27 protein-coding genes are annotated in these 26,568 nt (G+C 68.3%); 10 read left to right on the top strand and 17 right to left on the bottom strand.

Going from position 1 to position 26,568, the window contains the following annotated elements; translation table 11 throughout:
* Positions 1-6: 6 nt before the first annotated feature.
* The 4 genes from C5C07_RS09335 to C5C07_RS09320 form a co-directional block, all read right to left on the bottom strand.
* Positions 7-651, bottom strand: coding sequence for a helix-turn-helix domain-containing protein (locus C5C07_RS09335; RefSeq protein WP_004974336.1), 645 nt, complete (start codon positions 649-651; stop codon positions 7-9).
* Between the two features lie 33 nt (positions 652-684).
* Positions 685-1,689 (bottom strand): alpha/beta fold hydrolase, encoded by a 1,005-nt coding sequence (locus tag C5C07_RS09330; protein WP_115804971.1) that lies wholly within the window; start codon positions 1,687-1,689, stop codon positions 685-687.
* A gap of 122 nt (positions 1,690-1,811) precedes the next feature.
* Positions 1,812-2,729: an A/G-specific adenine glycosylase gene (locus C5C07_RS09325; protein ID WP_115804970.1), complete on the bottom strand. Its 918-nt coding sequence runs from the start codon at positions 2,727-2,729 to the stop codon at positions 1,812-1,814.
* 51 nt (positions 2,730-2,780) lie between these two features.
* Positions 2,781-3,701 carry a hypothetical protein gene (locus tag C5C07_RS09320; RefSeq protein ID WP_004974326.1) on the bottom strand — a complete coding sequence of 307 codons (921 nt, stop codon included), beginning with the start codon at positions 3,699-3,701 and terminating at the stop codon, positions 2,781-2,783.
* Positions 3,702-3,827: 126 nt separating this feature from the next.
* Here C5C07_RS09320 and C5C07_RS09315 point away from each other — a divergent pair, with 126 nt between their 5' ends.
* Positions 3,828-4,151: a hypothetical protein gene (locus tag C5C07_RS09315; protein ID WP_004969267.1), complete on the top strand. Its 324-nt coding sequence runs from the start codon at positions 3,828-3,830 to the stop codon at positions 4,149-4,151.
* Positions 4,152-4,177: 26 nt separating this feature from the next.
* On the opposite strand, the gene C5C07_RS09310 is transcribed toward C5C07_RS09315, so the two are convergent.
* Positions 4,178-4,615 (bottom strand): hypothetical protein, encoded by a 438-nt coding sequence (locus tag C5C07_RS09310; protein ID WP_115804969.1) that lies wholly within the window; start codon positions 4,613-4,615, stop codon positions 4,178-4,180.
* A 93-nt stretch (positions 4,616-4,708) separates the two neighbouring features.
* Here C5C07_RS09310 and C5C07_RS09305 point away from each other — a divergent pair, with 93 nt between their 5' ends.
* Positions 4,709-4,972, top strand: a complete 264-nt coding sequence (locus C5C07_RS09305) for a BolA family protein (protein ID WP_004974320.1) — start codon at positions 4,709-4,711, stop codon at positions 4,970-4,972.
* Positions 4,973-5,072: 100 nt separating this feature from the next.
* Here the strand turns inward: C5C07_RS09305 and C5C07_RS09300 are convergent, their stop codons facing one another.
* The 4 genes from C5C07_RS09300 to C5C07_RS09285 form a co-directional block, all read right to left on the bottom strand.
* The gene (locus tag C5C07_RS09300; RefSeq protein WP_004974319.1) at positions 5,073-6,212 is read right to left on the bottom strand and encodes an ABC transporter ATP-binding protein; all 1,140 of its coding nucleotides are present in this window, start codon (positions 6,210-6,212) and stop codon (positions 5,073-5,075) included.
* Positions 6,213-6,302: 90 nt separating this feature from the next.
* Complete coding sequence (locus C5C07_RS09295; protein ID WP_004974317.1) at positions 6,303-7,262, bottom strand: carbohydrate ABC transporter permease; 960 nt, start codon at positions 7,260-7,262, stop codon at positions 6,303-6,305.
* Positions 7,259-8,329, bottom strand: a complete 1,071-nt coding sequence (locus C5C07_RS09290; protein ID WP_004974315.1) for a carbohydrate ABC transporter permease — start codon at positions 8,327-8,329, stop codon at positions 7,259-7,261. Before C5C07_RS09290 ends, C5C07_RS09295 begins: the two co-directional genes overlap by 4 nt.
* A gap of 24 nt (positions 8,330-8,353) precedes the next feature.
* Positions 8,354-9,724 (bottom strand): extracellular solute-binding protein, encoded by a 1,371-nt coding sequence (locus C5C07_RS09285; protein ID WP_050459825.1) that lies wholly within the window; start codon positions 9,722-9,724, stop codon positions 8,354-8,356.
* A gap of 243 nt (positions 9,725-9,967) precedes the next feature.
* On the opposite strand from C5C07_RS09285, the gene C5C07_RS09280 reads away from it, so the two are divergent.
* The 3 genes from C5C07_RS09280 to gatE all read left to right on the top strand — a co-directional run bounded on the left by C5C07_RS09280 (position 9,968) and on the right by gatE (position 13,700).
* On the top strand, positions 9,968-11,377 hold the full coding sequence (locus C5C07_RS09280) for a class II fumarate hydratase (protein ID WP_004974311.1): 1,410 nt from the start codon (positions 9,968-9,970) through the stop codon (positions 11,375-11,377).
* Between the two features lie 236 nt (positions 11,378-11,613).
* Complete coding sequence (locus C5C07_RS22155) at positions 11,614-11,778, top strand: HVO_2901 family zinc finger protein (RefSeq protein WP_191965854.1); 165 nt, start codon at positions 11,614-11,616, stop codon at positions 11,776-11,778.
* A gap of 47 nt (positions 11,779-11,825) precedes the next feature.
* A complete protein-coding gene (gene gatE, locus C5C07_RS09275; RefSeq protein ID WP_004974308.1) occupies positions 11,826-13,700 on the top strand; it encodes a Glu-tRNA(Gln) amidotransferase subunit GatE in 1,875 nt (624 codons plus the stop codon).
* A 33-nt stretch (positions 13,701-13,733) separates the two neighbouring features.
* Here the strand turns inward: gatE and C5C07_RS09270 are convergent, their stop codons facing one another.
* Both C5C07_RS09270 and C5C07_RS09265 read right to left on the bottom strand, forming a co-directional pair.
* Positions 13,734-14,261: a hypothetical protein gene (locus tag C5C07_RS09270; protein ID WP_004974306.1), complete on the bottom strand. Its 528-nt coding sequence runs from the start codon at positions 14,259-14,261 to the stop codon at positions 13,734-13,736.
* A gap of 1 nt (position 14,262) precedes the next feature.
* Positions 14,263-15,183, bottom strand: coding sequence for a M48 family metallopeptidase (locus C5C07_RS09265; protein ID WP_050459951.1), 921 nt, complete (start codon positions 15,181-15,183; stop codon positions 14,263-14,265).
* A gap of 173 nt (positions 15,184-15,356) precedes the next feature.
* Between C5C07_RS09265 and C5C07_RS09260 the strand changes: the two genes are divergently transcribed.
* Positions 15,357-15,818, top strand: coding sequence for a MaoC family dehydratase (locus C5C07_RS09260; protein WP_004974302.1), 462 nt, complete (start codon positions 15,357-15,359; stop codon positions 15,816-15,818).
* Between the two features lie 38 nt (positions 15,819-15,856).
* On the opposite strand, the gene C5C07_RS09255 is transcribed toward C5C07_RS09260, so the two are convergent.
* From C5C07_RS09255 to C5C07_RS09235, 5 genes are read right to left on the bottom strand one after another with little or no spacing between them, the layout of a single operon-like run.
* The gene (locus tag C5C07_RS09255) at positions 15,857-16,636 is read right to left on the bottom strand and encodes an RNA methyltransferase (protein ID WP_115804968.1); all 780 of its coding nucleotides are present in this window, start codon (positions 16,634-16,636) and stop codon (positions 15,857-15,859) included.
* Entirely contained in the window at positions 16,633-17,220 is a 588-nt protein-coding gene (locus tag C5C07_RS09250) for a hypothetical protein (RefSeq protein ID WP_004974299.1), read from the bottom strand. The genes C5C07_RS09255 and C5C07_RS09250 overlap by 4 nt, the downstream gene beginning before the upstream one ends.
* A 44-nt stretch (positions 17,221-17,264) precedes the next feature.
* Positions 17,265-18,257: a PstS family phosphate ABC transporter substrate-binding protein gene (locus tag C5C07_RS09245; protein WP_050459952.1), complete on the bottom strand. Its 993-nt coding sequence runs from the start codon at positions 18,255-18,257 to the stop codon at positions 17,265-17,267.
* 55 nt (positions 18,258-18,312) lie between these two features.
* Positions 18,313-20,409 (bottom strand): ATP-binding protein, encoded by a 2,097-nt coding sequence (locus C5C07_RS09240; protein ID WP_115804967.1) that lies wholly within the window; start codon positions 20,407-20,409, stop codon positions 18,313-18,315.
* A gap of 22 nt (positions 20,410-20,431) precedes the next feature.
* The gene (locus C5C07_RS09235) at positions 20,432-21,001 is read right to left on the bottom strand and encodes a response regulator (protein WP_115804966.1); all 570 of its coding nucleotides are present in this window, start codon (positions 20,999-21,001) and stop codon (positions 20,432-20,434) included.
* Positions 21,002-21,178: 177 nt separating this feature from the next.
* Between C5C07_RS09235 and C5C07_RS09230 the strand changes: the two genes are divergently transcribed.
* Positions 21,179-22,318 (top strand): dihydropteroate synthase, encoded by a 1,140-nt coding sequence (locus tag C5C07_RS09230; protein ID WP_004974291.1) that lies wholly within the window; start codon positions 21,179-21,181, stop codon positions 22,316-22,318.
* 188 nt (positions 22,319-22,506) lie between these two features.
* Positions 22,507-23,190 (top strand): 6-hydroxymethylpterin diphosphokinase MptE-like protein, encoded by a 684-nt coding sequence (locus C5C07_RS09225; RefSeq protein ID WP_115804965.1) that lies wholly within the window; start codon positions 22,507-22,509, stop codon positions 23,188-23,190.
* Positions 23,191-23,254: 64 nt separating this feature from the next.
* Here the strand turns inward: C5C07_RS09225 and C5C07_RS09220 are convergent, their stop codons facing one another.
* Entirely contained in the window at positions 23,255-24,022 is a 768-nt protein-coding gene (locus tag C5C07_RS09220) for a hypothetical protein (protein WP_082220696.1), read from the bottom strand.
* 389 nt (positions 24,023-24,411) lie between these two features.
* Here C5C07_RS09220 and C5C07_RS09215 point away from each other — a divergent pair, with 389 nt between their 5' ends.
* A complete protein-coding gene (locus C5C07_RS09215) occupies positions 24,412-25,860 on the top strand; it encodes a deoxyribodipyrimidine photo-lyase (RefSeq protein WP_115804964.1) in 1,449 nt (482 codons plus the stop codon).
* A 102-nt stretch (positions 25,861-25,962) separates the two neighbouring features.
* Positions 25,963-26,568 carry a DJ-1/PfpI family protein gene (locus C5C07_RS09210; RefSeq protein ID WP_004974285.1) on the top strand — a complete coding sequence of 202 codons (606 nt, stop codon included), beginning with the start codon at positions 25,963-25,965 and terminating at the stop codon, positions 26,566-26,568.

Below are 26,568 nucleotides of genomic sequence, written 5' to 3'. Positions count from 1 at the left end.
CGCGCGTCACCTCGAACCGACGAACTCCCGGAGCACCGTCGCCTCGGCCTTTCGGAGTAGCTCGCCGGCCGTGCTCGTCGAGCAGTCGAGCGCGTCAGCCACGTCCGCGACCGACCCCTCGCGAGGGATTTCGTAGTAGCCGGCCGACACCGCGGTCTCCAGCGCGGCCCGCTGTCGGTCGGTGAGCTGCGAGGGGGACCGCCGCCGGTCGAAGGGCTTCACGCGCTCGACCGTGAGGTCGCCGAGCGCCGCGATGTCGTCGTAAAACGCGCTAAGCGCCGACACTTCGCCGACAGCCTCGAACCGGACGGAGCCGGTGGCGTGGAACACCACCGGCGGGAGGAATATCACTCGAGCGTCGGCGACGACCCCGAGAAGCGGGTCCGCGAACTCGTAGTCGCGCTGGTGGAGGAAGCCGTAGGTCCCCTCCGCTCCCTCGACGAAGTGCGCCCGAACGAGCGAATCGACGCCCGAAACGAGCGCGTCGGCCGCGTCTCGGTCGCCGTCGAACCAGAACAGCGTCGTCGCGTCGGCCGTCGGACTCCACATCAACAGCTCCGCCCGGTCGACCGGCGAGTCGCGCATCATCCCGCGCTGGAGCGGGTGGACCAGCCGGTCCGGGTAGTCGACCGAGAACTGGGCGTGTTTCATTCCGTTCGACCGACCGTTTTTCGGTCCGGTATATCAAACGCAGTGGTGCGATTCGGCGGCGGCGGTCGACCCCGGCGGGCCGTCCGAAGCGTCCGAGTCGAGCGATCCCGCGGCGCGGCGCTGCTCGTCCAGCACGCCGGGGGCACTCCGGAGGAGCGTCCGGAGGTGGTCTGCGCCGCACACCTCTCGAAGCCGAGCCGCTGGAACCTCCGATTCGAGGCGTCTCGCGTCGGCTATCGGGACGTTCGTGTCGGCGTCGCCGTGCCACAGAGACACGCCGGCCTCGATGTCGTCGAAGGAGATGTCCCACGGCGCGGCCGCGCTTCGGAAATCGTCGAGGACGCCCCGGCGCGAGCGACTGACCGCCACCACGAAGTCGTCTCGGACCAGCGCGGCGACCCCGTCTGGAACCGCTCCGGTCGCGTCGTCGGCCGTGTACTGCGCGACGACGAGCGAGGGGTCGAGCCTCTCGGCGAGCCACGCCTGCCCGCGGAAGAGATAGTTGAGGACCGCCGGCGCGTTCGTCGCCAGCCACGACAGGAGCCGTTGCGTTCGGGGCGTCTCCTCGCTCGCTTCCGGTGGAACCGCCCCCGCGACGACGCTCACGTGCCGAACCCTGTCCGGCCGCGCCGCCGCGACAGCCAGCGCGTCTCGGCTCCCGCCGGAGAACGCGACCAACCCCGCCGACTGCGCGCCGATGTCGTCGAGAAGCGCGTCGAAGAACTCCGCAGGTGCAGGTGTCGTGGGTTGCCGGCTCGGCTCGCCCGGTCCCTCGGGTGTCGGGCGCGGCGACGACAACCCGTAGCCGGGTCTATCGGGCGCGAGGACTCTGATTCCGCGTTCCTCGGCCGACGCGTCGAACAGTGCCCCGAGCAGATGCGACCCCGGCGCACCGTGGAGAAACACGACCGGGATTCCGTCGGAATCGCCGTACTCGGCGTATGCGAGTCGCCTCCCACCCTCCAGCGCGAGGGTCTTCGATTCGGCGGATTCGGCGACTTCGCGAGGGTCGAACGACGACGCGTCGCGTGTTGGCATCGAGTGTACGTAGTCGGAACCGAGGGGTGCGACTGGTGCCGGACTAGTGCGGTGGGATAAATACGAGCGGCGAGACGACCGCGACGAGACAACCGCGGCGAGCGCCATCGACGGAGCGCGAACTACTTCGCCAGCGAGACGCGGACGCCGTCGCCATCTTCTGCGACATCGACGAGGCCGTCGGATTCGAGGTCGTCGACGAGGCCGCGGAGCCACTCCGCGCCCGTGTCGCCGCCGTAATCGACGCGGACCCGCGGCCCCAACTCCGAGAGACCGAGTTCGTCGTACTCGCCGAGAACCCTGACGACTCGACCGCGGAACTGCCGCCTGCTCCCTTCGAAACTCGGCTGTGTCGGCACGTCGGGTGCGGTGAAGTCGCCCGTCTCGTAGGCGTGACAGAACCGCCGCCACGGACAGCCGGACTCGTCACACGTCGGCGTCTTCCCGCAGGCGACCCCGCCGAGTTCCATGATGGCGTTGTTCCAGACGCGGGACTCGCCGTCGGGCATGAGTTCCGAGGCGGCGGCCTCGAACGCCGCGTCGTCGTCGGGGACCGCGAAGGCGCGGTGGAGCACCCGCTTGACGTTGGTATCGACCACCGCGTCGCCGTTGTTGAACGCGAAGGAGGCGACCGCGTTGGCGGTGTAGGGGCCGACGCCCATCAGCTCCGAGAGGCCGTCGGGCGTCCGTGGGAACTCGCCATCGAACTCTTCTTCGACCTGCCGGGCGGCCTCGTGGAGGTACTTCGCGCGGTTGTTGTACCCCAGTCGGTGGTTCGTCCAGAAGCCCACCACGTCGGCGCGGTCGGCCGCCGCGAGGTCGGCCGTCGTCGGCCACTCGTCGAGGAACGCCTCCCACGCCTCGACCACGCGGCCGAGTTGGGTCTGCTGGCTCATCACCTCGGAGACGAGAATCTCGTAGGGGTCGTCGGTGCGCCGCCACGGGAAGTCCCGGTGGTCGGCCTCGTACCACTCGGTGAGCGCGGACTGGACTGCTTCGCGGTCGAGGTCGGCGGGGAGTTCGGACGGCGCGTCGCTCATCGCCCCGGCTTGGGACGGCCCGCGTTTAGCCGTGGCGATGCCGAACGGTTATCAGACGACCGCGTTTATCAGGTCCACTTCGTACGTGGTTCCCTCGTACTCGACGAGCGGGGCACCGTAGCCGGTCGCTGTATTCTCCGATATCTCGTCGAGCCGGTCTTTGAGCGCGGCGAAGTCGTCGGAGAGCGGTTCGCACTCGTCTACCTCGCCGTCGATTGCGCGCTCGAACACCGCGCGTTCGGCGTCCGAAAGGTCGTCGAGCGGAACGACGAGTTCCTCGTGAACGAACGCGACGAACGCCGCCCTGTCTTCGCCGACTTGTTCGAGCGTGTATCTGTTGGTCTCTTCTGTGACGGTTCGCGTCTCTCCGACGGTGACCTCGAACGGTCGCCCATCGTACCGTATCCAGACGGTCCCGGCGTCGACGAGTCGGGACTCGGCACCGTCCGGATAGACGTACGCGTATCCGCCGACCGAGAATCCTCGCGGACCGTCGCCGTTCTCGAAATTCTCGCTCGGATACGCGGCGAGGAACGCCTCGCGGTCGGCCTTCGGGAGTTCGTCGAAGTCGAAGACCGTCGCCCCGGTCGTCGGCGACTCGTTTCGGTCGTATTCGATTCCGACTTCGCGGGCGGTGCGTTCTCGCGTCTCGATTCGCTCGCGTTCGACGCGGTAGTACGCGCCGTCGTGTTCGACGTAGTCGCCCGAATCGAGCGGGAGATGGCGGTACGTACTGTGCGTTGCCTCGCCCTCGCTGGCCGCAGTTGCGACGAGACGCGACACCGTCTCAGCGTGCTCGTGGAAGTCCTGAGTCACGGTATCGACCAGTTCGGGGTCGGAGAGTGCCGTCGCTTCGAGCGAGTAGCTGGAGGGACAGCTATTGCCGGGGAGCCCGCCGAGACAGCCCGAGAGAAGGGCCGAACCGGCCGCGAGCCCGCCGAGGAGGGACCGTCGGGAGAGTTCCGAGGACATGCACGGAAATTGCCGGATTACCAGTAAGTGTCTTCTGTCGGGAACCGTCGACCGGGCGGCGGGACGCACGGCGGACAGATACCGCGGTCGAAACGCGTATCCCCGTGACGACCCCATCGCCGGGCGATGACGCTCGACGAACTCACAGACGACGTTGACGCGGCCTACGGAGACCTCGGCGACAGCCTCGACGTGTCGCTCGACCGCGAGACGCGACACGAACTCGCCATGCTCGTCGCTCTGTTCGACCCCGACGACGCCGACGAACTCGTCCGCCGGGCGGTCCACGCGCTGTTCCAGTCGGAACTCGACCGCGGACAGCTCGACTTCCACCTCCGGCAGGGCTACGACGTGACCTACGACGAGTACCTCGCGGGGATGACCTACGAGGAGATGACCGGGCAGTCGCAGGCCCCGCCGCGGGACGACGTGCGCCGCTACCAGATGTAACCGCGGTCGAGACGGGGCGAACCGACTCAGACGATTTCGGCCTCGATTTCGACGCCGTCGATGCGGCGGTAGCGGTGGGAGCCGTCGTCGCCGTCGCGGACGACCTCGAACGCCCGGAGGAGCACCACCAGTCGTTCCTCGCCGAGGTTGGCGCGGAGGACGACGCCCTCGCCGGTGACGACCACGTACGGCGGGGCCGCGACGGGCGGCGCGGCCATCGGGCGGCCGGTGGCCGTCACCGCGTCGGCGAGGGCTCGCGGCAGTCGAGAGAGCGCGCCGGAGCCGTCGAGCGCGCGCCTGAACGGCGGCATGACGCGCTCGCGGTCCGCCACCGAATCGCCGTCCCACTCGGCGGCGACGGCGGTGGCGCACTGGCCGACGACGGTCAACAGTCGCTCGTGTTCGTCGCGGAGCACGCGAGCGGCCTCCTCGGCGAGTCCAGCGTGGGGTGTCGCGTCAGTCACGAACCGAGGTGTGTCGTCACCGTATAAAAAGCTCCGCGAGTGCGCCCGCCACTTCCCGGACGCTTTTTGCCGGCGCGGGCCGCCAGTACGCACATGGAACTCGCCGCCATCGAGGAACTCATCGAATCGCACATCGAGGACGCCGACGCGACGGTCTCGCGGCCGCGAACGGTCGACGAGAACCACGAGGACGACCACTACGCCGCGGTCGTCGTCTCGCCCGCCTTCGAGGGGAAGTCGCTGGTCAAGCAGCACCAACTCGTCTACGACGCCCTCGGCGACCACATGACGACGGACATCCACGCGATGGAACTGAAGACGTACACGCCCGAGGAGTACGCGGCGCTGGAGGAGTGAGCGAACCGCCGCGACCGACGTACTGAGCGAACGGCGAACCGACCGAAAAGAATCCGACTCGACTGAATCCGGCTGAACCCGACTGAACCCAACGGCCCGCTCAGAGGTTCGCTTCCGGCGCGTCGAGGTCGGCCGACTCTAACGACCTGTTCTGGAGCGTCTCGCCGGTGGTCGCGTCGAACAGGTGAACCGCGTCCTCGGGGATGCGGGCGACGACGGACTCGCCGGCTTCGACTCGGCGCATCCCGCCGACGGTGGCGACGAAGCGGCGCTCGCCGCCGAGTTCGAGGTAGACCGCGTTCTCGTTGCCCATCGGTTCGACCACGTCGACGGTCGTCTCGTAGGCGTGGTCCGCGGCCGCGTCGTCGATGACTTCGACGTCCTCGGGGCGGATACCGAGGGTGACGCGCTCCGAGCCCTCGACCGCGTTCGCGGACTTCGCCGAGAGTTCGTAGGAGAACGCGTCGCCGACGAGTTCGTCGCCCTGCACGTCCATCTCGAAGAAGTTCATCGACGGCTCGCCGATGAAGCCCGCGACGAAGCGGTTCGCCGGGCGGTGGTACGCCTCCAGCGGCGTGGCGACCTGCTGGAGTTCGCCGTCGTTGAGGATGGCGATTCGGTCGCCCATCGTCATCGCCTCCGTCTGGTCGTGAGTGACGTAGACGGTGGTGACGCCGAGGTCCTCCTGCAGGCGCTGGAGCTCCGTCCGCATCTGCGAGCGGAGCTTGGCGTCCAGGTTGGACAGCGGCTCGTCCATCAGGAACACCTCGGGGTCGCGAACGATTGCGCGCCCGAGCGCGACCCGCTGTTGCTGGCCGCCGGAGAGTTCGCCGGGCTTGCGGTCGAGCAGGTCGGCGATACCGAGCATGGACGACGTCTCCTCGACCAGTTCGTCGATGTCGGCGTCGGCCATGTCGGTCGACTCCTCCAGCCCGAAGCGCATGTTCCCGCGGACGGTCATGTGCGGGTACAGCGCGTACGACTGGAACACCATCGCGATGTCCCGGTCGCGCGGCGGGCGGTTGTCCATCCGGTCGTCGCCGAGGCGAATCTCGCCCTCGGAGACGGTCTCCAGCCCCGCAATCATGCGGAGCGTGGTCGATTTGCCGCACCCCGAGGGACCGACGAGAACGAGGAACTCGCCGTCCTCGATGGTCACGGAGGCGTCGTCGACGGCGACGACTTTGGAGCCGCCGTCGTCGAAGAACTTCGATACGTGGTCGAGCGTGAGGTCAGCCATGGGTCTGTGTGCGTGTCGTGGTGGTCGTCTGCGATGCGACGAGAGAGGTACGGGAGCGGCGGAAGCCGACCGCGCCGCGTGCGAGTCGGCTCATGTGCCGCCCGCGACCCCCTTCGCGAACTTGTCCCCGAACAGGACGTAGACGAGCAACGTCGGCAGGGCGGCGACGAACGCGCCGGCCATCTGCGTGTTGAACGTCTGGATGATGCCGCCGGTCAGTTCGTTGAGCGCGATAGTCGCCACCGCCGCGGGGCCGGACCCCGAGGGGATGATGATGAGCGCGAACAGCAGGTCGTTCCAGACCTGCGTGAACTGGTAGATGAGCGTCACCGCGAACATCGGCATCGAAAGCGGGAGCACGATGCGGCGGTAGACGGTGAACGCGCCCGCGCCGTCGAGGCGAGCGGCCTCCAGCATCTCCGTCGAGAGCTTCTTGTAGTAGCCTCGGAACAGCAGCGTCGTGATGGGAATCCCGTACGCCGTGTGGGTGATGATGAGGTTGATGATGCTCGCGTAGTGCGGGTGGGTGGCGAGTTCGACCGTCCCGAGGACGGGCACCTGCGCCGAGAACACCGTGATGTCGAGAACCGGCGCGAGCAACGACTGCGTGTCCACGATGGCCCAGAGCCGCGACAGCGGGATGAGCACCGCCTGGTACGGGATGAAGATGCCCGCGATGAACAGCGCGACGACGCCGAGTTGGCCGCGCCACTCGAAGTTCGTGAGGCCGTACGCCGCGAAGCTGCCGAACAGCGCCGACAGCACCGTCGCCGGCACGGCCAGCATGATGCTGTTGAGGATGGCCGACGACAGCGTGTCGATAGCGACGCCGAACGGTTCGAGCGTGAAGCCCTCGACCGTCGGCGGCACGAACGGCGGCGACGTGGCGAACTCGGCTTCGGTCTTCAGCGCGGTCATCAGCCCCGATTCGAGGGGCGACAGGTAGAACGCCACCAGCCCGACGAGCGTCGCGTAGAGGGCGACGCGAAGCGGGTCGACGGCTTCGAGGTCGACGCCGACGCGCTCCGCGAGGTCGTCGCGGACGCTCATAGTTCACCCCGCCGGTACTCGCCGTAGAGGTACGGCGCGACCACGGTCAGCGCGACGACGAAGAGCACCACGGCGATGGCGGAGCCGTAGGCCCACTCGTTGGCCGAGAAGGCCTGTCGGTACATCATCGTCGAGAGGATGTCCGCCGTCGGGCCCGGGTTGCTCCCGAACAGGACGTACAGGAAGTCGAACGCCTTGAGCGCGAACACCATGAGGACGACCGCGGCGCTCACCGTCGAGGCGCGGAGCTGCGGCAGGATGACCCGCCGGTACATCCGGAGGATGGACGCGCCGTCGACCCGCGCGGCCTCGTACTGGTCGTTCGGAATCGCGCGCAGACCGGCGAGGTAGACGACCATCGCGTAGCCGCTGAACTGCCAGAGCAGCGCGAAGATGACGGCGAACAGCTTGAAGTAGAACGTGTCGGGGACGAGCGGTATCGCCCCGAGCGCGCCCGTGTCGATGCTGCCGGTGAGCCACTTCGACGCGACGAAGTCGAGGCCGATTCCCCGCAGGAACGCGTTGATGAGCCCCGAGTCGAAGTTGTACATCCACCGCCAGAACACCGCCGTCACGACGAACGACAGGCTGAACGGCAGGAGGTAGACGGTGCGGAACCAGTTTTCGAACCGGATGCCGCGGTCGACGAGGATGGCGAGGCCGAGCCCCCCGGCCAGCGAGAGGCCGGTAAACGAGATGAGGAGCACGAACGTGTTCCGGGTGGCGATCCAGAACTGGCCGTCCGAGAAGGCCCGCCGGTACATCTCCAGGTCGAACGTCGAGGGGTCGTACGTCGGCAGCGTGAGCCCGCCGAAGTCGGTGAGGGAGATGACGATGTTCCAGCTGATAGCGCCGTAGACGAAAAAGCCCATCAGCAGGAACGGCGGGAGCCAAAACGGCGCGGAGCGGACCGCGTCGCTCTCGCGGAGCGACGACAGCGCCGACCCGAGGTCGGAGTCGCCCCCGGCCGTTTCGCTCCCCGCGGCGGCCGTCCCGCCGTCGGTTCGAACCGGCGAACCGCCGTCTCGCAGACGGTCCAGGAGTCGCTTGAGGATGTGAGTTGACATAATCGGAAATGGGGGAGTGTTCCCTTACTGGAACGCCGACTGCACGGCGCTGTAGGCCGCCTCCACGTCGTAGTTGGAGATGAACGAGGCCATCGCGTCCTCGAACGCGGTGAGCGCGTCGGGGGCGACCGCGAGGCCGTGCTGAATCGAAAGCGGCTGGGCCTCGGAGTTGGAGAAGTCGTCCATCTGGTTCTGGAGGAACGGTCCGAAGGCGTCCTGCGGCACGTCGGTGCGCGGCGGGATGGAGCCCTTCTTGGGGTTGAACCGCTCTTGGGCGTCGACCGAGCCGACGTAGCGGAGGAACGCTTTCGTCGCCTCGGGCGACGGGTTGTTCGTCGGCATCGGGAACGAGTCCATGTTGAGCGAGTAGAGTCCCTCGGTACCCGGGAACGGGACGTGGTCCCAGTTGGACTCGTACTCGAAGCCGTCCTGCCCGCGGTACATGCCCGCGGCCCAGTCGCCCTGGTGGAAGAACGCCGCGTCGCCCTCGATAATCTTCGAGTTGGCGTCCTGCCACGAGATGGAGCCGGCGTCGTTCGGGTAGTACTCGGAGTACTGCTTGACGATGTCGAGCGAGTCGCGGACGGCGTCCGCGTTGGCCTCGACGTTACCCGCGGTCACGTCGGCGTACACGTCCGCGCCGTACTCGCCGAGGAGCACCTGCGCCCAGAGCTGACCGGTCGACCACGCGGAGTTCGTCTGCTGGGCCATCCCGACGTAGCCCGCCTCGTCGACGGTCGCCATCGCGTCCACGAGGGCGCTCGGCGAGTCGATGCTCGCGGGGTCGACGCCCGCGTCCTCGACGACCTCGACGTTGTAAAAGAGGTTGTTGAGGCGGTGGATGTTCAGCGGGACCGAAACGTAGTTACCCGCCGGTTGCGCCGCCTCCTGGGGGCCGTCGAGGTAGGTGTTCTTCATGTCGTTGTGGTCCCAGACGGACTCCTCGATGTCCTCCAGCTTGTCGGCGTCCGTGAAGGGCTGGAGGTTCGCGCCGGGCCACGCCTGCCACGAGCTCGGCGGGTCGTTGTTCAGGATGCGCTTTTTGATGACCGCGCGGAGGTTCTGTCCCGCGCCGCCCGCGACTGGGTTCTCCGTGAGTTCGATGTCGGGGTGCTGCTCTTCGAAGCCCTCGAACAGCGCCTGCACCGCCGCGCCGCCGTCGCCGCCGGTCCACCAGTGCTGCACTTCGAGCGCGTTGTACTCCGTCGAAGAGTCGGAGTCGTCACCGCTCGTCTCCTCGGTGCTCTCGGAGTCGCCGGAACTCTCCGTGGACTCCGTCGTCGACTCTCCGCCGCCGCCGGTACAGCCCGCGAGGAACGTCGCGGTTCCGGCACCACCGGCCAGTTTGAGATACGTGCGTCGAGAAACGTCGTCCGAATCAGGTGTGTCAGTCATGATTGTTGGTCCGTGACAAGTCCAGACAATGAATTTTACACGATTTACTTAAGACTTTCCAAATCAACAATTCGAAATCGAGTAAATTTTTTTGTCATCAGAAAACTGGTTGGTCAGAATCGCTAGACTGCGTTTACATACGGTACAAATTAATAACTATTCAAACATGAGTAAATTTTCATGAACGAGGGGCGGGCGCACGGACCAATGGATTTTACCCCCTGCCAAAACGACCCCCGAGCCATGAGCGACGATGATTATCGAATCGAGCGGGACAGTCTCGGCGAGATGGAAGTTCCTGTCGACGCCTACTGGGGCGCACAGACCCAGCGGGCGGTCGAGAACTTCCCCATCTCCGGTATCACCTTCGGGCGGCGCTTCGTCCGCGCGCTCGGCGTGGTGAAGAAGGCCGCCGCGCAGGCCAACCGCGACCTCGGCATGATAGACGAGGACGTCGCGGCCGCCATCGTCGAGGCCGCCGACGAGGTCATCGCCGGCGAACTCGACGACCAGTTCCCCGTCGACGTGTTCCAGACCGGCTCCGGGACCTCCTCGAACATGAACGCCAACGAGGTCATCGCCAACCGCGCCGCGGAGATTATGGGCGAGGGCATCGGCGACCGCGTCGTCCACCCGAACGACCACGTCAACTTCGGTCAGTCCTCGAACGACGTGATTCCGACGGCCATGCACGTCGCGTCCCTCGAAGCCGTCGAGAAGGACCTCCTCCCCGCGCTGGAGACGCTCGCCGAGGCGCTCGGCGACAAGGAAGACGAGTTCGACGGCGTCGTCAAAACCGGTCGCACTCACCTGCAGGACGCCACGCCCGTCCGCCTCGGACAGGAGTTCGGCGGCTACCGCACGCAGGTCGAAAAGGGCGTCCGCCGCGTCGAGAACGTCCGCGAACACCTCGGCGAACTCGCGCTCGGCGGCACCGCGGTCGGCACGGGACTGAACACGCACCCCGAGTTCCCGGCGAAGGCCGCGGAGTACATGTCTGAGGAGACCGGCGTCGAGTTCCGGGAGGCCGACAACCACTTCGAGGCGCAGGCGGCCCACGACGCGATGAGCGAGGCCCACGGCGCGCTCCGCACGGTCGCCGGCTCCCTCAACAAAATCGCCAACGACCTCCGCCTGCTCGCGTCCGGCCCGCGCAACGGGCTCGGCGAACTCGAACAACCGGAGAACCAGCCCGGCTCCTCCATCATGCCCGGCAAAATCAACCCGGTCGTCGCGGAGGCCGTCAATCAGGTCCACAAGCAGGTCGTCGGCAACGACGCCGCCGTCTCCGCCGGCGCCGCCGAGGGCCAAATCGACCTCAACCTCTACAAGCCCGTCCTCGCGCACAACTTCCTCGAATCGGCGAAGCTGCTGGCGAACTCCTCCGAGGTGTTCGCCGAGCGGTTCGTCGCCAAGCTCGAAGCCAACGAGGAACACTGCGAGACGCGGGTCGAACAGTCGATGGCGCTGGCGACGGCGCTCAACCCCGCAATCGGCTACGACAAGGCCTCGAAGGTCGCCAAGAAGGCGCTCGCGGACGGCAAGAGCGTCCGGCAGGTCGCCGTCGACGAGGGCTACCTCACCGAGGCGGAGGCCGACGAGGTGCTCGACCCCGAGAAGATGACCCATCGCGGCATCCTCGGCGACGACTGAGCCCGGCCGGAAAAGCAGTCCACTTTTTGATACGTCGGGGCGAGCGGGTGGACGTCCCGATTCGAGTCGCGCGCTCGACGATTTCAGTCGGTTCAGTCGTAGAGACGGTTATATTTACTCGGCTCGCGGTAGCAATCGCACTCCGGCACCGCCGTGACAGTCACCCCCGAGTGAAGAACTGTCACGAAATCTCGAAAATCGGTATTTTGAAGCCTGATTTTGACGATTATACCAGTATGGCCGGACTGCAAGAGCAGCGGGCCCGCGGGCGAGACATGTTGGAGTGTCGAGGTTGTGGGGCCGTATTCCCGGAGGGACGAGCGACGAACGACGGGTGGACGTACGTCTGTCCCGAGTGTGAACAGGTCGAAGGTATCGGCGAGGGGCTTCGTCGCCTCTGACGGCAGACTGAATCCTTTTTTACTCCCCCCGAACGCAGGGAGTAGCAATGACCGACTACGACTACGACTACGAGGACCTCGGCCTCGTGGCTGGACTGGAGATTCACCAGCAACTCGACACCGAGACGAAGCTGTTCTGCGGGTGTCCGACCGACCTCCGCGAGCCCGACGAGGCGGCGCGCACGTTCACGCGCTTCCTCCACCCGACCAAGAGCGAACTGGGCGAACTCGACGACGCCGCGCTCGAAGAGAGCCGCGTCGAACGCGAGTTCGAGTACCTCGCCTACGACTCGACCTGTCTGGTCGAAGAGGACGACGAGCCGCCGCACGAACTCGACCACGAGGCGCGCACGGTCGCCATGCAGATCGCCGAACTGCTCGACATGAACGTCGTCGACGAGGCGCACGTGATGCGCAAGCTCGTCATCGACGGCTCGAACACCTCGGGCTTCCAGCGCTCGTCGCTCATCGCGCAGGAAGGCGAGATTCAAACCAGCGAGGGCCCCGTCTCCGTCGTCGACCTCATGCTCGAAGAGGAGTCCGCCCAGCGGGTCGAAGAGCGCGACGACGGCGTCCTCTACAGCCTCGACCGCCTCGGCATCCCGCTCGTCGAAATCGGCACCGGGCCGGACATCTCCTCGCCCGAGCAGGCGCGCGAGGCGGCCCAGACCATCGGCATGCTCCTGCGCTCGACGGGCACGGTCAAACGCGGCCTCGGCACCATCCGGCAGGACGTGAACGTCTCCATCGCCGACGGCGCGCGCGTCGAAATCAAGGGCGTGCAGGCGCTCGACCAAATCGACGAAATCGTCCGCTTCGAGGTCGGCCGACAGGCCGAACTGGTCGAGATTCGCGACGAACTCCAGTCGCGGGACGCCTCGGTCGGCGACGTGGCCGACGCGACCGACGTGTTCGAGGACAGCGATTCGGGCGTCATCCGCGGCGCGCTGGACGCGGGCGGAAAGGTCACGGCCGTCCCCCTGTACGGCTTCGACGGCCTCGTCGGCCGCGAACTCCAGCCCGACCGCCGCCTCGGTACCGAACTCTCCGACCACGCTAAGCGCCACGGCGCGGGCGGCATCTTCCACACCGACGAACTCCCGGCCTACGGCGTCACCGAGGCCGAGGTCGAAGCGCTCCGCGACGCCGTCGACGCCGGTCCCGAGGACGCGGTCGCCATCGTCGCCGACGACCCCGAGACGGCCGACCTCGCCATCGACGCGGTCGCCGAGCGCGCCGCCGTCGCCATCGAGGAGGTCCCCGAGGAGACCCGCGGCGCTAACGACGACGGGACGACGCGCTACCTCCGCCCGCTCCCCGGCGCGGCCCGGATGTACCCCGAGACGGACGTGCTCACCGTCGACCTCGACCCGAGCGACGTTGAGACGCCCGAACTCCTGACCGAGAAGGTCGACCGCTACCAAGACGAGTTCGGCCTCGACGCCGGCCTCGCGGAACAGGTCGCCTACGGCCGGAAGATGCCCCTGTTCGAGGAGGCGGTGGACGCCGGCATCGACGCGACGTTCGCGGCGGGCCTGCTCGAATCGACGCTGACCGAACTCCGCCGCGACGACGTGGCCGTCGCGGGGCTCACAGACGACCACCTGCTCGCGGTCATGCACCTCGTCGAGGACGGCGACCTCGCCAAAGAGGGCGTCAACGACGTGCTCGCCACCATCGCCGAGGACCCGAGCCTCACGGCCGAGGAGGCCGTCGAGGAGGCCGGACTCTCCGGTGTCTCCGAGGACGAGGTCCGCGAGGCCATCGCGGAGGTCGTCGAGCGCAACGCCGACCAGGTCGAAGAACAGGGCATGGGCGCGTTCTCCGCGCTCATGGGCGAGGCGATGGGCGCGCTCCGCGGCAAGGCCGACGGCGAAATCGTCAGCGACGTGCTCCGCGAGGAGATTCAAAAGCGGGCCTGAAGCCGTCAGACCGCACCCGGTTTTTCTCCGTTCTCACGTCGTCGAGCGCCCGCCACCGCGGACGAACCGCCGCCAGCCCCACCGGCCCGCGTACTCGACGCCGGCCGCGACGAGGAGAAGCGCCAACAGCGCCGGCCCGACGATGAGGAACATCCCGAGCGCGTCCGTCTCGCCGCGGACGTGGAGGAACGCCCACCAGACGAGTTCCGTGACGCCGAACAGGCCGACGAGCGGCGCGACCAGTCCCCGGCGAGCGAACAGCAGGGCCGCGACGACGACGAACCCGGCGAGCAAGAGGAACGAGAACCCGACGAAGCCCGCCGCGGCCAGCGAGTCCTCGACGAAGCCCGAGGGGAACGCGTCGGTGGCGAGTCGCGCCGCGGTCCAGACGGCGAGCGTGGCGACGGCGTAGCCGCCGCCGAGGAGCGCGGGTATCAGGGAGCCGCGGGCGCTCCGAGCGCGAGTCGCGTAGACGACGCCGACGGTCGTGAGCGCGGCGGCGACGGCGACGACGTGGGTGAGAAGCCAATTACCGAGCACCGGGTCGGGTGAGCCGGGCATCTCACCGCACCTCGATTCGCGTCATCGACTCGTCGGCCATCGCGGCCAGTCGCTCGACGCGCTCGTCGGTCGAGGGGTGGGTCGAAAGCAGGTCCGACACCGGGTCTTCGACCTCGACCTCGCCGTACACCCACAGCGGCGACAGGCCGAACCCCGGCCGAGCGGCCCGCTCTAACTTCCGCAGGGCCGACGCGAGCGCCATCGGCTTGCCCGTCACCTCGGCGGCCCGCGCGTCGGCCGCGAACTCCCGCTTTCGCGACTGCGACCGGACGAACACGGTGAGGCCGAAGCCGAACAGGCCGACGAACTCGTCCAGTCGGAGTCGGAGCCGCCCGGCGAGCGTCTCGTGCCACGACCCCGGCCGGCCGCGCATCCACGCCGAGCCGAGGGCGACGCCCGTCGTCAGGAACGTCACCGGCGAGACGAACAGGTAACCGACGCCGACGACCGTCTGGAGGACGCTCGCCACGAGCGACTGGACCAGCCCGTCTTTCCGTTCGAGGTGCGCGAGTTCGTGCGCGAGCAGCGCCTCGAACTCGTCGGCGTCGAGGAGGCGAAACAGCGCGGCGTCGAGGACGACCACGTCGCGACCCATCGGGTCGAGCGCCATCGCGTTCGGCGCGGAGAAACGCGCGAGCTTCAGCGTCGGCGGGTCGAGGTCCATCCGCTCGGCGAGGCGGTCGCGCAGGCGGTGGACCGACGGCGACTCCCCGGGCGACATGTCCCGCGCGTCGAGTTGGCTGAGCAGTCGCACCGTGCCGAAGCGGAAGCTCAGGTAGCCGAGGACGACGGCGACGACGACGCCGACGACGGCGGCGGTCAGGGGGTCCGGGCGAAGCCGCCAGAGCGTCACCACCGCGAACGCGCTGAGCGCGCTGAGCGAGAGGTAGAACGCGAGGACGACGACGCCGACGACGACCATCGGGAGGCGAGAGCGGCGCGGGGGCGATGCCATCTCGCGTGAGGATACGGCGTCGGGTCGCAAAAGCTGTCTGGCGCGCCGGAGGAACGGAGTCGTCGAACGCGGTCGAGCGACCCCGCCGCCCGGACCACCGGCACCGCTACTTTCTCCACGGGGGCGGCCGAAGAGGGGTCATGCAGTTCTTCGAGGATTTCGCCGTCGGCGACACCCACGAGTTCGGCGAGTACGACGTGACCGAATCGGAGATTCTGGAGTTCGCCGGGCGGTACGACCCGCAGTGGTTCCACACCGAGCCCGAACGCGCCGAGGCCGAGTCGATGTACGGCGGCGTCATCGCCAGCGGCTGGCACACCACGGCGATGACGATGCGCCTGCTCGTGGACGGCTTCCTCGCCGACTCGGCGTCCCTCGGCGCGAAGGGCGTCGACGAACTCCGCTGGTGGAAACCGGTGTACCCGGGCGACACGCTCGTCGTGGAAACCGAAGTGCTGGAGACGACCGCCGAGACCGACGACCGCGGGCTCGTGGAGATTCGGACGACGACCCGCGCCGAGCGCGAGTCCGGAGAAGTCGAGGACGTCTGTTCGTTCGTGAGCTACGTGATGTTCGCCCGCCGGAGCGGCGGTGACGAGTAGCGCGGCGCGCCGGCGGCGAGGAGTAGAGACGGGTCGCGTCAGTTCTCGTCGTCGCGGAAGCGGTCCGGGTCGCGGACGGCCTCGGCGGCGCGGCGGAACACGCCCGTCAGCGTCGCGGCCTCGCGCTCGGTCGGGTGGGCGCGGCCGAGCAGTCGGCGCATCATCCGCGAGGTTTTGGTTCGCTTGTGCTCGCGGTAGTCCACGGCGTCGAGCAACTCGTCGAAGAAGCGGTAGACGACCTCGATTTCGGCCTCGGAGGCGCGCTCGCGCTCCACGTCGGGGAGTTGCGTCTCCTCGACAGTGAAGCGGCGAAGCTCGTACATGAGAATCGTCGCCGCCTGTCCGAGGTTGAGCACGGGGTAGCGGTCGTCGGCGGGGATGCAACAGACCTCGTCGAGCATCGCCAACTCCTCGTTGTCGAGGCCGGTCCCCTCGCGGCCGAAGACGAGCGCGGTCTTCGTCTCCACCGACTCCAGCGAGTCGGCGATTTCGACCGGCGTCTTGAACGGGTAGCGGATGTGCCGGGTGGAGTCCTCGTGGGAGACCGCGGTCGTCCCGATGGTGTGGAACTCCTCGACGACCTCCTCCAAGGTCGTCTCGGTGGCGTTCGGGAGCACGTCCTCGCGGGCGTGGCCGGCGAAGCCGTACGCCTCGCCGTCGGGGTCCAGCTCCGGCGGGTCGACGAGGCGGAGGTCGTAGATGCCGAAGTTCTTCATCGCCCGCGCGATGGTGCCGACGTTGCCGGGCGTCTCGGGTTCGACGACGACGACGACGAACTCGCGGCCCCCGGTGGAACCGGCGTCTGGGTCGTCGCTCATTTCGTCGGGTAGTCCGTGTCGAGGTCGACGGCGTCGAGGTCGTCTTCGGTCAGGGGCGTCGCGTCCTCGTCGTCCGCGTCGGGGCCGTAGTCGCGGAGGTTGATACGCTCGCCCTCGACGAAGTTCTCCTCCAGCCGGCGCTGAATCTCGTTGGCGTCCGGCGGCGACGGGAGTTCGTCGGGGTCGGTGTCGACGTAGTCCAGTCCGCCGTAGCCGTCGGGAGCGCGACCGCCGTCCGCGAACCACTCGTGGAAGGCGTCGGCGAACACCGCGTCGCCGACGAAGTCGCGGCCGTCCTCCTCGCGGAACCAGTAGAGGAAGTCCGGCTCGTGGTGGTCACAGAGGAGCACCTCCTCGCGGGGCTCGCCGTAGACGATGGACGCCTGTCGGCACTGCTGTATGTCCTCGTCGCCGTGGACCAGATAGCAGGCGTCGCACGGTTCCTCGACGAGCGAGACGAGGCGCATGAGTCGCTCCCGCGGGTCCTCGGGAATCTCGTCGAGCGGTTTGAACTCGCCCTCGTCGGTGAATATCTCGGACTCTTCGAACCGCCATCCGCGGAGTCCGACGCTGACCTTCGCCATGGGCCGAGGTAGCCGAGCGGCGGATAAAAATGGCGTGATGCCGGTCAGCCGTCCGCGAGGAGCGCGTCCAGCCGGTCGAGATTGGCCGACGCCGTCTCCGCCGTGACGGGCACGTAGCCGACGACCGCAGGCTCCGACGTGGACCGTTCGAGGTAGTACCGGACGAACGCGGCGACCTCCGGGCGCGACAGCGCCTCGCGAGCGACGTAGATATAGAGGGGCCGCGAGAGCGTGTCGTAGCTCCCGTTCTTGGCGTTCGCTGGCGACGGGAGAGCGCACCCGTCGGGCTCGGAAATCGGGACCGCCCGGACGGCGTCGCGATTCTGAAGGTAGTACGCGAGGCCGAAGTAGCCCATCGCGTACGGCGATTCGCGGACGGTCTTGGCGATGGCCGTGTCCTGTTCCGTCGTGAGGTGGTCCGTGCGCTGGACCGCGCTCGGGAGAACAGCCGCCGAGAAGTAGTCGAACGTGCCCGAGGCCGTGGTCGGGCCGGCGAGGCGAATCGGCTCGTCGGGCCACTCGGGTCGCACGTCGCTCCACGACGAGGCCCCGTCGACGCGCCATATCTCGGCGAGTTCGGAGAGCGTGAGGCAATCGACCCAGTCGGCGTCGGGATTGACGACGACGGAGATGGCGTCGGTGCCGATGCGGAACTCCACCGGCTCGACACCGGCGGCTGCGCAGGCGTCGCGCTCGTCCGTCTCGATGGCCCTGCTCGCGTCGTTCACGACGGTTCGGCCCGCACAGAAGAAGTCGGCGAACCCCCCGCCGGTGCCCGTCGAGGTGACGGACACCGTCACGTCCGGGTGCGCGTCCGAAAACGACTTTCCGAGCGAGAGCGTCAGCGGGTAGACCGTGCTACTGCCGGCGATGGCGATACGCCCCGAGAGCGCGTCGTCGTCGGTCGTCGTGGCCGCGGTCCGGGTCGGAGTTGACCCGACGCTCCCGAGACAGCCGGCCAGCCCGACCGCTCCCGTCGCCCCGAGCGCGCCGAGAAGCGCACGCCGACTCGGTTCGTCGTCCCGACAAGGTGGCATTACGGTCAGTCGTTTCTCGCGTCCGGTCATGGTGGTTGCTAAGTGCGATATATAGTCACACGAGGGAGGCCGCGTCGTCGGTGTCGCGGCCGACGCGCTCGACGTCGCTGAGTTCGAATCGCGCCCCGCCGGACGCCGACTCGCAGAGCGTGAGGTCCCAGCCGTGGGCGTCGGCGACCTGCAGGACGATCGGGAGGCCGAAGCCGGTCCCGCCGCCGGCGCGGTTCGTCGTGTAGCCCGGTTCGAGCACGCTCGCTCGGTCGGACTCCGGGATGCCGGGGCCGTCGTCTTCGACGTAGAACCCGCGGGCGTCCCCGAGCGCGCCGACGGTGACGGTCACTCCGTCGTCGCCGTGCTCGACGGCGTCGTCGGATGGAATCCGACTGCCCGTGGAATCGTGTTCCACAGCGTCACCGGACACAGTCCGGTTGCCTGTAGAACCATGTTCTACAGCGTCGTCGGATGGAATCCGACTGCCCGTGGAACCGTGTTCCACCGAGTTCCGAAAGAGGTTCTCGAAGACGTGGGCCGCGAGGTCGGGGTCGGCGGCGAACCGGGGGTTCTCGTCGACGACGAGCGTCGCGTCCCCGGTGTCCACGTGCGTCCACGACCGACGCGCCACGTCGGACAACGCGACCGGGAGCGTGTCTTCGACCCGCCGCTGGAGCGCCAACACGAGCGCGTCGTCGATGATGGCGTCGATGCGGTCGAGCGATTCGACGAGCGGTTCGACGTGGTCGCTTTCGGTCTCGTCGGCGAGGAGTTCCGCCCGGCCGACCGCGACGTTGAGGGGGTTTCTGAGGTCGTGCGAGAGCACGTTCGAGACGGTTCGAAGCTGTTCGTTCCGCTCTTGGACGTCGGCCATCATCTCGTTGAACGACCGAGCGACCTCGGCCATCGCCTCGCTCTCCTCGTCGGGGTCGATTCGCTCCGCGAGGTCGCCGTCGGCACAGGCCCGCATCACCTCGCCGTAGGCCTCCGCGGTCCGTTCGAGGTGGCGGCGGCGGCGCTCCGAGGCCTCCTTTTCGTCCCACGCCTCCCGTCTCGCCGACTCAGCCTCCTCGCGGGCGCGCTCGGCGTCAAGAATCTGGTCGCGCAGGGAAACTCGCATCACGTCGAACGCCTCGTAGAGGTCGCCGAACTCGTCTTCGCGGTCGCGGTCGATCGCCACGTCGAGGTTGCCGTCGGTGAGTTCCCGCGCGCTCGACCCGAGGGTCCGAACCGCGTCGACGGTGTCCCGTCCGATGGTGGCCGCCAGCAGGGCCGCTCCAGCGCCGACGACGAACAGGGTCGCGAGTATCTGGGTGAGGATGTCCGTCCGGAGGGCGTACGCCTCCCCCGTGGGGACGCGCGAGGTGACGACCCAGTCGTGGGCCTCCATTCGGGCGAACCCGACCTCGGTCTTCGAGTCGCCGAGCGACTGGCCGGGGACGAACCCGGACGCCGAGTCGTACCGGGTCGTTTCGAGCGCGTCGGTCTCCAACAGCCGCGACTCGTCCTCCGCGAGGACGACGGTGCCCGCCGCGTCGACGACGACGAACCGACCGGCGTTGATGTCGTGGAGGTGTGTCTCAGAGATATCGCGGAGGTTCGCCACGGCGATGACGGCCCGGTTCGGCCGCTCGGGTATCGTCGTCGCGAAGAGGAGGACCGGTGCGGCCCCCTCCGAGGGGCGAAACGGGTCGGAGATGACCACGTCGCCGTGGGACTGCTGGGCGAGCGCGGTGAACTCCTGTCGGCCGTAATACGTCGTCACCGACTCGGCCGAGGCGACGCTGGCGCTCCCCGTGCTCGTGAGGACCGTCTCGTTTCTCGTGTCGATGTAGTACGCGGCGTCGATGTCGCGGTCGCGTTCGACCACCGACCACAGATAGAGGTTGATGTCGCGGTCGTCGCCGGACTGGAACGCCGCGGACTCCGATATCGACCGCATCTGCACCTCCATCCGGGTGAGCCACTCGTCGAGGTTTTGCGCCTGAATCTCGGCGTTCGTCACGAGGCCGTCGCGCGTCTCCTCGCCGATGACCTCGTTGGCGTGGAGGTACGAGTAGCCGCCGACGGCCGCGATGGCGAGCGTGACGAGTCCGAGCGCGAGTACGAACTTCACCGCGTACCGCTTCCTGACGAACCGCGGCAGGAGGCGTCTCGTCACGGTCGAGCGAACCTCCCGTCTGTCATCCGAGGTCGGGAGTCGTCCCCTCGAAGCCGTCTTCGAGCAGTTCCGCACGGGCCGAGTCGGCGCGGGCCTCCGCGTCGTCGACGGCGGCGGTGAGTTCGCGGTACGACGCCGAGTTTTCGAGCGCCTCGCGGTCGCAGGAGGCCTCCAACACGGCCCGCTTGCGGGCGAGCGCGAAGTACTCCCGGAGGTGGTCGTTGTACGACCCGCGAACCACGAGCGAGCGGACGGTCCGCTGGACCTCCCGCTTTCCCACCGGTTTGACGAGGTAGTCGTCGAACGGCATCTCGACAATGTCGGTGTCGGGTTCGACGCCCGTCACCATCACGACCGGGAAGTCGTGGTCGCGCGCCCGGAGTTCGGACAGCACCTCGTCGCCGGTGCCGCCGGGCATGTGCCTGTCGAGCATCGCGGCGTCGAACGACTCGCCGGCGACGAGTTCGAGAGCCTCCTCGGCGCTCGACGCCGTCCTGACGCGGAAGTCGTCTGCGAGCCACGCCTCGTACAGCGTCGTCAGGGACGGTTCGTCGTCAACGGCGAGTATCGTCGGGAGTCCGTCGCCAGTCATAATCGGTGGGTACGCCCGGTTGGAGCCCGGTTGGATGTAACGTCCAAAGAGCGCTATTAAGCGGTTGCTATGAGGGCTCAATAGGGCTCAATTCCCGTGTTTCGTGGATTCGAACTCGGCTTTCGTCCCACCTTCCGCGACCGGTCGGCATATGTTCGTGTGGTCCAACCGGCGGGTATGCGAACCGTCGATGCGGCAGGACTCGAAATCGGCGACGACCACCCGCCGCGAATCATGGGTGTGCTGAACGTCTCCAAGGAGTCCCCGTACAAGCCGAGCGTGTTCAACGACCCGAGCGAGGCCGCCGAGTACGTCGACCGCGAACTCATCGACGAGGGGGCCGACATCGTCGACGTCGGCCTCGAATCGGCGAACAAGCGCCTCGACGTGCTGTCGGCCGAAGACGAACTCGACAGGCTCGACACGGCGCTTTCGGTCCTCGACAGCGTCTCCGGCGACGCCGTCTTCTCCATCGAGACGCGCTACCACGAGGTCGCCGAGGCGGCGCTCGACGGCGGCTTCGACATGGTCAACGACATCTGCGGCTTCGCCGACCCGGAGATGCCCCGCGTCTGCGAGGAGTTCGACGCCGCCGTCGCCAAGATGGCCAGCCCGCCGGACCTCACCCGCCCCGGTGCAATCGAGGAAGTCGACGACATCTACGACGCCCTCGAACTGAACGGCTTCACCGACAAGACCATCGTGGACCCCGCCTTCGGCGGCTGGTCGGAGGCGAAGACGCTCGAACACGACCGCGAGACGTTCGACCGCCTGCGGGAGTTCCGCGGCTACGGACACCCCATCCTGGTCTCCATCAACCGCAAGAACTTCCTCCGCGACGTGGCCGGTCGCTCGACCGAGGAGGCGCTGCCCGTCAGCCTCGCCGCCACGTCGATGGCGGTCGAACGCGGCGCGCACGTCGTCCGGACCCACGACGTGAAAGAGACCCGCGACGCCGCCCTCATCGGCCACGAGTTCAAGCGCCGCCGCGTCCGCGAACCCGGCGACGTGTCGGTCGAAGAACTCGACGTGACGACGCCCGGCGAGGCCGCGAGGCACCTCGACCGCGTCGGCGCGAACCGCGAGGTCGCCGCCGAGAGCGTCACGCGCGTCTTCGAACTGGAAGGGCTCGGGGCCGACGACCGGGAATCTCTCGCCGCCGCCGCCGGCGACGCGGGAGCCGTCTTGGCCGCCGGCGACACCGGTGCGCTTCTGGTCGGAAGTCCCGCCGCGCTCGCCCGGCTTCCGACGCTCGTCACGGACGCCTCAGATGCCCTCGAAGCCGCGTTAGAGACCGTCGAGCGGGCGACGAACTGACTGGTACGCTATCTCGTGCCAGATCCGTCTATTCGTCTGACGTTCGGCAGACGTTGACCGTTCTACTAAGAGAAAACTTATACCATCCGACCCTAAAACGGTCCTGTGGACGCCGGAAGGGCACGCGGGTAGGGGTACACGAGTGCCATTCCGGCCCATACAGTTACATTCTGAGCGACAGCTACACCATGGATTTCACCACGTGGGAACCCGTCTACGGACGGATTCTCGACGATTTCGGCTTCGACCGAACCGGCGACGAGCGCGCCAGAGACGCGCTCGCCGACCTCGTGAGCCCCTTCGACCGCGACCGACTGGACTGGGCGGACGCGACCGTCGCCGTCTGCGGGGCGGCACCGACGCTCGACGACGAACTCGACAGGCTCGACGCCCCCGACGTGGACGTGGTCGTCGCCGCCTCCACCGCCGCCGACGCGGTCCGAGCCGCCGGGTTCGACCTCGACCTGATGGTGACCGACCTCGACAAGAACCCCGAGACGGCGGTCGAGCTAACGGAATCCGGCGTGCCCGTCGCGGCCCACGCCCACGGCGACAACCTCCCCGCGGTCCGCGAGTGGGTGCCGCGGTTCGACGCTGACAACGTCCTCGGGACGACGCAGGCGGCCCCGGTCGGCCCCGTCGTCAACTGGGGCGGCTTCACCGACGGCGACCGAGCGGCCTTCATCGCCGACGAACTCGGCGCGGGACGGCTCGTCTTCGTCGGCTGGGACTTCGACGACCCGAGCGTGGGGGCGATGAAAGCGCAGAAGCTCCGGTGGGCCGAGCGCCTGCTCCGGTGGCTCGAACGACGCCGCGGAGAGCGTTTTTCCGTTCTCGACGGCCGGCGCGACGGCATCGACCCGCTGCCCTGAGCGCGGCGGTCCGCCGCGAATCCGAGCCCTCGCCGTCGCGGCTCAGTCGGGCGGAGCGGCGCGCTCAGCGCGTGTTCTGCGGGTGAACGCCGGCCCCCTCGTCGGACCCGGACGGCTCGCCCGCCGACTGCTCGACGACGCCGTCGAACAGGACCGAATCGCACCCCCGACAGGTCGCCGAGACGCGTCGCTTCGCCCGCTCGCTGTCGGGCCGTGCCACTTGTTCGCTCTCGACCGCGACTGCACCGTCGCAGGTCGGGCACGTTCGGAGACACAACCGAAGAGCGCCGAGGACGCGGTTCCGGTCCGCCGTCGGCAATCGCCACCACTCGGGGTAGTACCGGCGGAACGTCGCGACGGCCGTGAGGTCGGCGACGAACGCGGCCCGGGAGGTCCACTGCCCGACGGTGCCGCGGTCGAGTCGCGCGAACAGTCCCCGCTCGTTCCACCCCATCTCGACCCGCTCCGGGGCGACGCCGAGGAGCGCCGCGAGCGCCTCGCGGTCGCGGTCCCGACCGTCGGTGTCGAGCATGCGGGCGCGCCAGTCCTCGGCGAACCGCGGCGACAGCGAGAGGTTGTCGTCCGCGTCGGTCGCGAAGACGCCCGCGCCGTGTAGCGCGGCGGCGAGGTCGACGCGGCCGTCGAGCGAGAGCGGCGGCGAGGGACGCGCCGACGGGAGCATCGGCGGCGACGGCGAGGTCGACGAGAGTTCGGCGAACGCGAAGCCGAAGACGACCAGGGGTGGAAGCACGCCGAGGAACACGCCGTAGGGGACCCAGACGAGCCACCCGAGCGTTCCGCAGACGAACGTCAAGAGGAGGAGCGGAAACACGAGTGGGGAGCGGAGACGCGGCTGTCGGACCGCGGAGTCAGGAAGGAAGCGATGCCCGGACATACCAGAACCGTGGCTACGACGCGGTATAGGTATGAACCGGGTACACCAGATAGCAAGAACGTAAACGTGCTCTCGTCCCGGAATTCGGTCGATAACATCATATTACCCGAGACAGTCGCGCCGCCGCGAGGGTCGGCCACCGTACCATATCCATGCCAGCAGGCGTCCGAAAACGGGGCAGTGACGGCCGTTAGGCGCGGTAGGATGCCGTTTCCCGAGCCGTAGGCCGATTAAGTTCGTTCGAACGGACGGGTTAGGCGGCTTCGCTCTCGCGTCGGAGTCGGACTGCCGCTACATTGACATGGCCGCCGTCCTGAGGCGCGGCTATGCAACTGCACTGGCACCGCCGGGACCTGCGAGTCGCGGACAACCGCGGCCTCGCGACGGCCGCCGAGGCGGGCCCCGTCGCCCCGCTTTTCGTCTTCGACCGGGACGTGCTCGACCACGCCGGCGCGCCCCGCGTCAGGTACTTACTCGACGCGCTCGCCGAACTCCGCGGCGCGTACCGAGAGCGCGGGAGCGACCTGCTCGTCGCCCGCGGCGACCCCCGAGCCGTCGTCCCGGCGGTCGCGGCGGCGCTCGACGCCGAGCGAGCCACTTGGGGAATCGATTACTCCGGACTCGCCCGCGAGCGCGACGCCGACGTGCGACTCGCCCTCGACGACGCCGGCGTCGGCCGCGAGCCGGTCCACGACGCCATCTTCCACCCGCCGGGGAGCATTACGACAAACGCGGGCGACACCTACTCCGTCTACACCTACTTCTGGAAGAAGTGGCGCGACCGCGACAAGCCCGAGCCCTATCCGGAACCGGACGCCGACGACCTCGCCGACGCCAACACGCTCGAAACCGCGGTGGAAGCGCTCGGTGACGCCGAGTTCGACGTCGCCGCCGGCGACCTACCGACCATGTCGGACCTCGGCTTCGAGGAGCCGTCGGCCGCGGTCCAGTCGGCGGGGACCGAAGCGGCCCGCGAGCGCCTCTCGGCGTTCTGTGCGGACGCCATCTACCGCTACGCCGACGACCGCGACTACCCGACGCGGGACGCCACGTCGCGGCTCTCGACGGACCTCAAGTTCGGGACCATCGGCATCCGCGAGGTGTACGCGGCGACCGCGGCGGCCCGGGAGGGCGTCGGCGGGGAGCGAGACGAGTCGGTCGAGGAGTTCCAGTCGCAGTTGGCGTGGCGGGAGTTCTACGCCCACGTCCTCCGGGAGCATCCGAACGTCGTCACGGAGAACTACAAGGAGTACGAAAACGACATCGCGTGGCGCGACGACGCCGAGGAACTCGCGGCGTGGAAGGAGGGGAAGACCGGCTACCCCATCGTCGACGCCGGGATGCGACAGCTCCGCGAGGAGGCGTACATGCACAACCGCGTCCGGATGATCGTCGCGTCGTTCCTCACGAAGGACCTCCTGTGCGACTGGCGACACGGCTACGCGCACTTCCGCGAGCACCTCGCGGACCACGACACCGCAAACGACAACGGCGGCTGGCAGTGGGCCGCCTCGACCGGGACCGACGCCCAACCGTACTTCCGCATCTTCAACCCGATGACGCAGGGCGAGCGCTACGACCCCGACGGCGAGTACATCAATCGGTACGTCCCCGAGCTATCGGACGTGACGGCCAACACCATCCACGAGTGGCACGAGCTGACCGACCTCGAACGCGAGCGCCTCGCGCCCGACTACCCGGAGCCCATCGTGGACCACTCCGAGCGCCGCGAACGGGCGATTTCGATGTTCGAGGCCGCCCGCGGCGACGACTGACCGACGGTCGCGACGGCGGCGGCTCTCGACCGCCGCTTCCGTTCTCCGCCCTCGGTCGCCGCGGCGCGAACGACTTTCTCCCCGGAAACCGACTCCGCAAGCATGCAGGTCGCTATCATCCTCTACGACGGCTTCGACGAACTCGACGCCGTCGCGCCGTTCGAAGTGTTCCAGAACGCCGGCGCGGCCGGGGCCGACTGCGAGGCCGAACTCGTCGCGCTCTCCGACCGCGAGTTCGTGACCGCGAGCCACGGGATGCGCGTCGGCGTCGACGGCGTCCTCGACCCCGAGACCGACCGCCCGGACCTCCTCGTCGTCCCCGGCGGCGGCTGGAACTCCCGGGCCGCACAGAGCGCGTGGGCCGAAGCCGAGAAAGGCGAGATTCCGGACGCCATCGCGGCGCTCCACGAGGCCGGAACCACCGTCGCCGGCGTCTGTACCGGCGGCATGCTCCTCGCCCGCGCCGGCATCCTCGACGGCCGCCCCGCGGTCACCCACGGCGGCGCACTCTCGGACCTCCGCGAGACGGCCGCGGAAGTCGTCTCCGCCCGCGTCGTCGACGACGGCGACGTGCTCACCGCGGGCGGCGTCACCTCCGGACTGGACCTGTCGTTGCACGTCGTCGAACGGGAGTTCGGGTCGGACATCGCCGACGCCGTCTCGACCGAAATCGAGTACGAGCGCCGAACGGACCCGTTCGACGGCTGA

The sequence above is a fragment of the Haloferax sp. Atlit-4N genome, from assembly GCF_003383025.1.
Lineage (GTDB): Archaea > Halobacteriota > Halobacteria > Halobacteriales > Haloferacaceae > Haloferax > Haloferax gibbonsii.
Note: the sequence above shows the minus strand (reverse complement) of the source record. Positions and strands in the feature narration are given on the sequence as shown.

Coding starts and splice junctions, on each gene's coding strand:
- C5C07_RS09285 (WP_050459825.1), bottom strand. CDS start 9,724: ATGACTGACACACCTGATTCGGACGACGTTTCTCGACGCACGTATCTC.
- C5C07_RS09320 (WP_004974326.1), bottom strand. CDS start 3,701: ATGTCCTCGGAACTCTCCCGACGGTCCCTCCTCGGCGGGCTCGCGGCC.
- C5C07_RS09300 (WP_004974319.1), bottom strand. CDS start 6,212: ATGGCTGACCTCACGCTCGACCACGTATCGAAGTTCTTCGACGACGGC.
- C5C07_RS09280 (WP_004974311.1), top strand. CDS start 9,968: ATGAGCGACGATGATTATCGAATCGAGCGGGACAGTCTCGGCGAGATG.
- C5C07_RS09325 (WP_115804970.1), bottom strand. CDS start 2,729: ATGAGCGACGCGCCGTCCGAACTCCCCGCCGACCTCGACCGCGAAGCA.
- C5C07_RS09270 (WP_004974306.1), bottom strand. CDS start 14,261: ATGCCCGGCTCACCCGACCCGGTGCTCGGTAATTGGCTTCTCACCCAC.
- C5C07_RS09330 (WP_115804971.1), bottom strand. CDS start 1,689: ATGCCAACACGCGACGCGTCGTCGTTCGACCCTCGCGAAGTCGCCGAA.
- C5C07_RS09290 (WP_004974315.1), bottom strand. CDS start 8,329: ATGTCAACTCACATCCTCAAGCGACTCCTGGACCGTCTGCGAGACGGC.
- C5C07_RS09265 (WP_050459951.1), bottom strand. CDS start 15,183: ATGGTCGTCGTCGGCGTCGTCGTCCTCGCGTTCTACCTCTCGCTCAGC.
- C5C07_RS09315 (WP_004969267.1), top strand. CDS start 3,828: ATGACGCTCGACGAACTCACAGACGACGTTGACGCGGCCTACGGAGAC.
- C5C07_RS09230 (WP_004974291.1), top strand. CDS start 21,179: ATGCGAACCGTCGATGCGGCAGGACTCGAAATCGGCGACGACCACCCG.
- C5C07_RS09235 (WP_115804966.1), bottom strand. CDS start 21,001: ATGACTGGCGACGGACTCCCGACGATACTCGCCGTTGACGACGAACCG.
- C5C07_RS22155 (WP_191965854.1), top strand. CDS start 11,614: ATGGCCGGACTGCAAGAGCAGCGGGCCCGCGGGCGAGACATGTTGGAG.
- gatE (WP_004974308.1), top strand. CDS start 11,826: ATGACCGACTACGACTACGACTACGAGGACCTCGGCCTCGTGGCTGGA.
- C5C07_RS09260 (WP_004974302.1), top strand. CDS start 15,357: ATGCAGTTCTTCGAGGATTTCGCCGTCGGCGACACCCACGAGTTCGGC.
- C5C07_RS09225 (WP_115804965.1), top strand. CDS start 22,507: ATGGATTTCACCACGTGGGAACCCGTCTACGGACGGATTCTCGACGAT.
- C5C07_RS09210 (WP_004974285.1), top strand. CDS start 25,963: ATGCAGGTCGCTATCATCCTCTACGACGGCTTCGACGAACTCGACGCC.
- C5C07_RS09335 (WP_004974336.1), bottom strand. CDS start 651: ATGAAACACGCCCAGTTCTCGGTCGACTACCCGGACCGGCTGGTCCAC.
- C5C07_RS09305 (WP_004974320.1), top strand. CDS start 4,709: ATGGAACTCGCCGCCATCGAGGAACTCATCGAATCGCACATCGAGGAC.
- C5C07_RS09250 (WP_004974299.1), bottom strand. CDS start 17,220: ATGGCGAAGGTCAGCGTCGGACTCCGCGGATGGCGGTTCGAAGAGTCC.
- C5C07_RS09255 (WP_115804968.1), bottom strand. CDS start 16,636: ATGAGCGACGACCCAGACGCCGGTTCCACCGGGGGCCGCGAGTTCGTC.
- C5C07_RS09245 (WP_050459952.1), bottom strand. CDS start 18,257: ATGCCACCTTGTCGGGACGACGAACCGAGTCGGCGTGCGCTTCTCGGC.
- C5C07_RS09215 (WP_115804964.1), top strand. CDS start 24,412: ATGCAACTGCACTGGCACCGCCGGGACCTGCGAGTCGCGGACAACCGC.
- C5C07_RS09295 (WP_004974317.1), bottom strand. CDS start 7,262: ATGAGCGTCCGCGACGACCTCGCGGAGCGCGTCGGCGTCGACCTCGAA.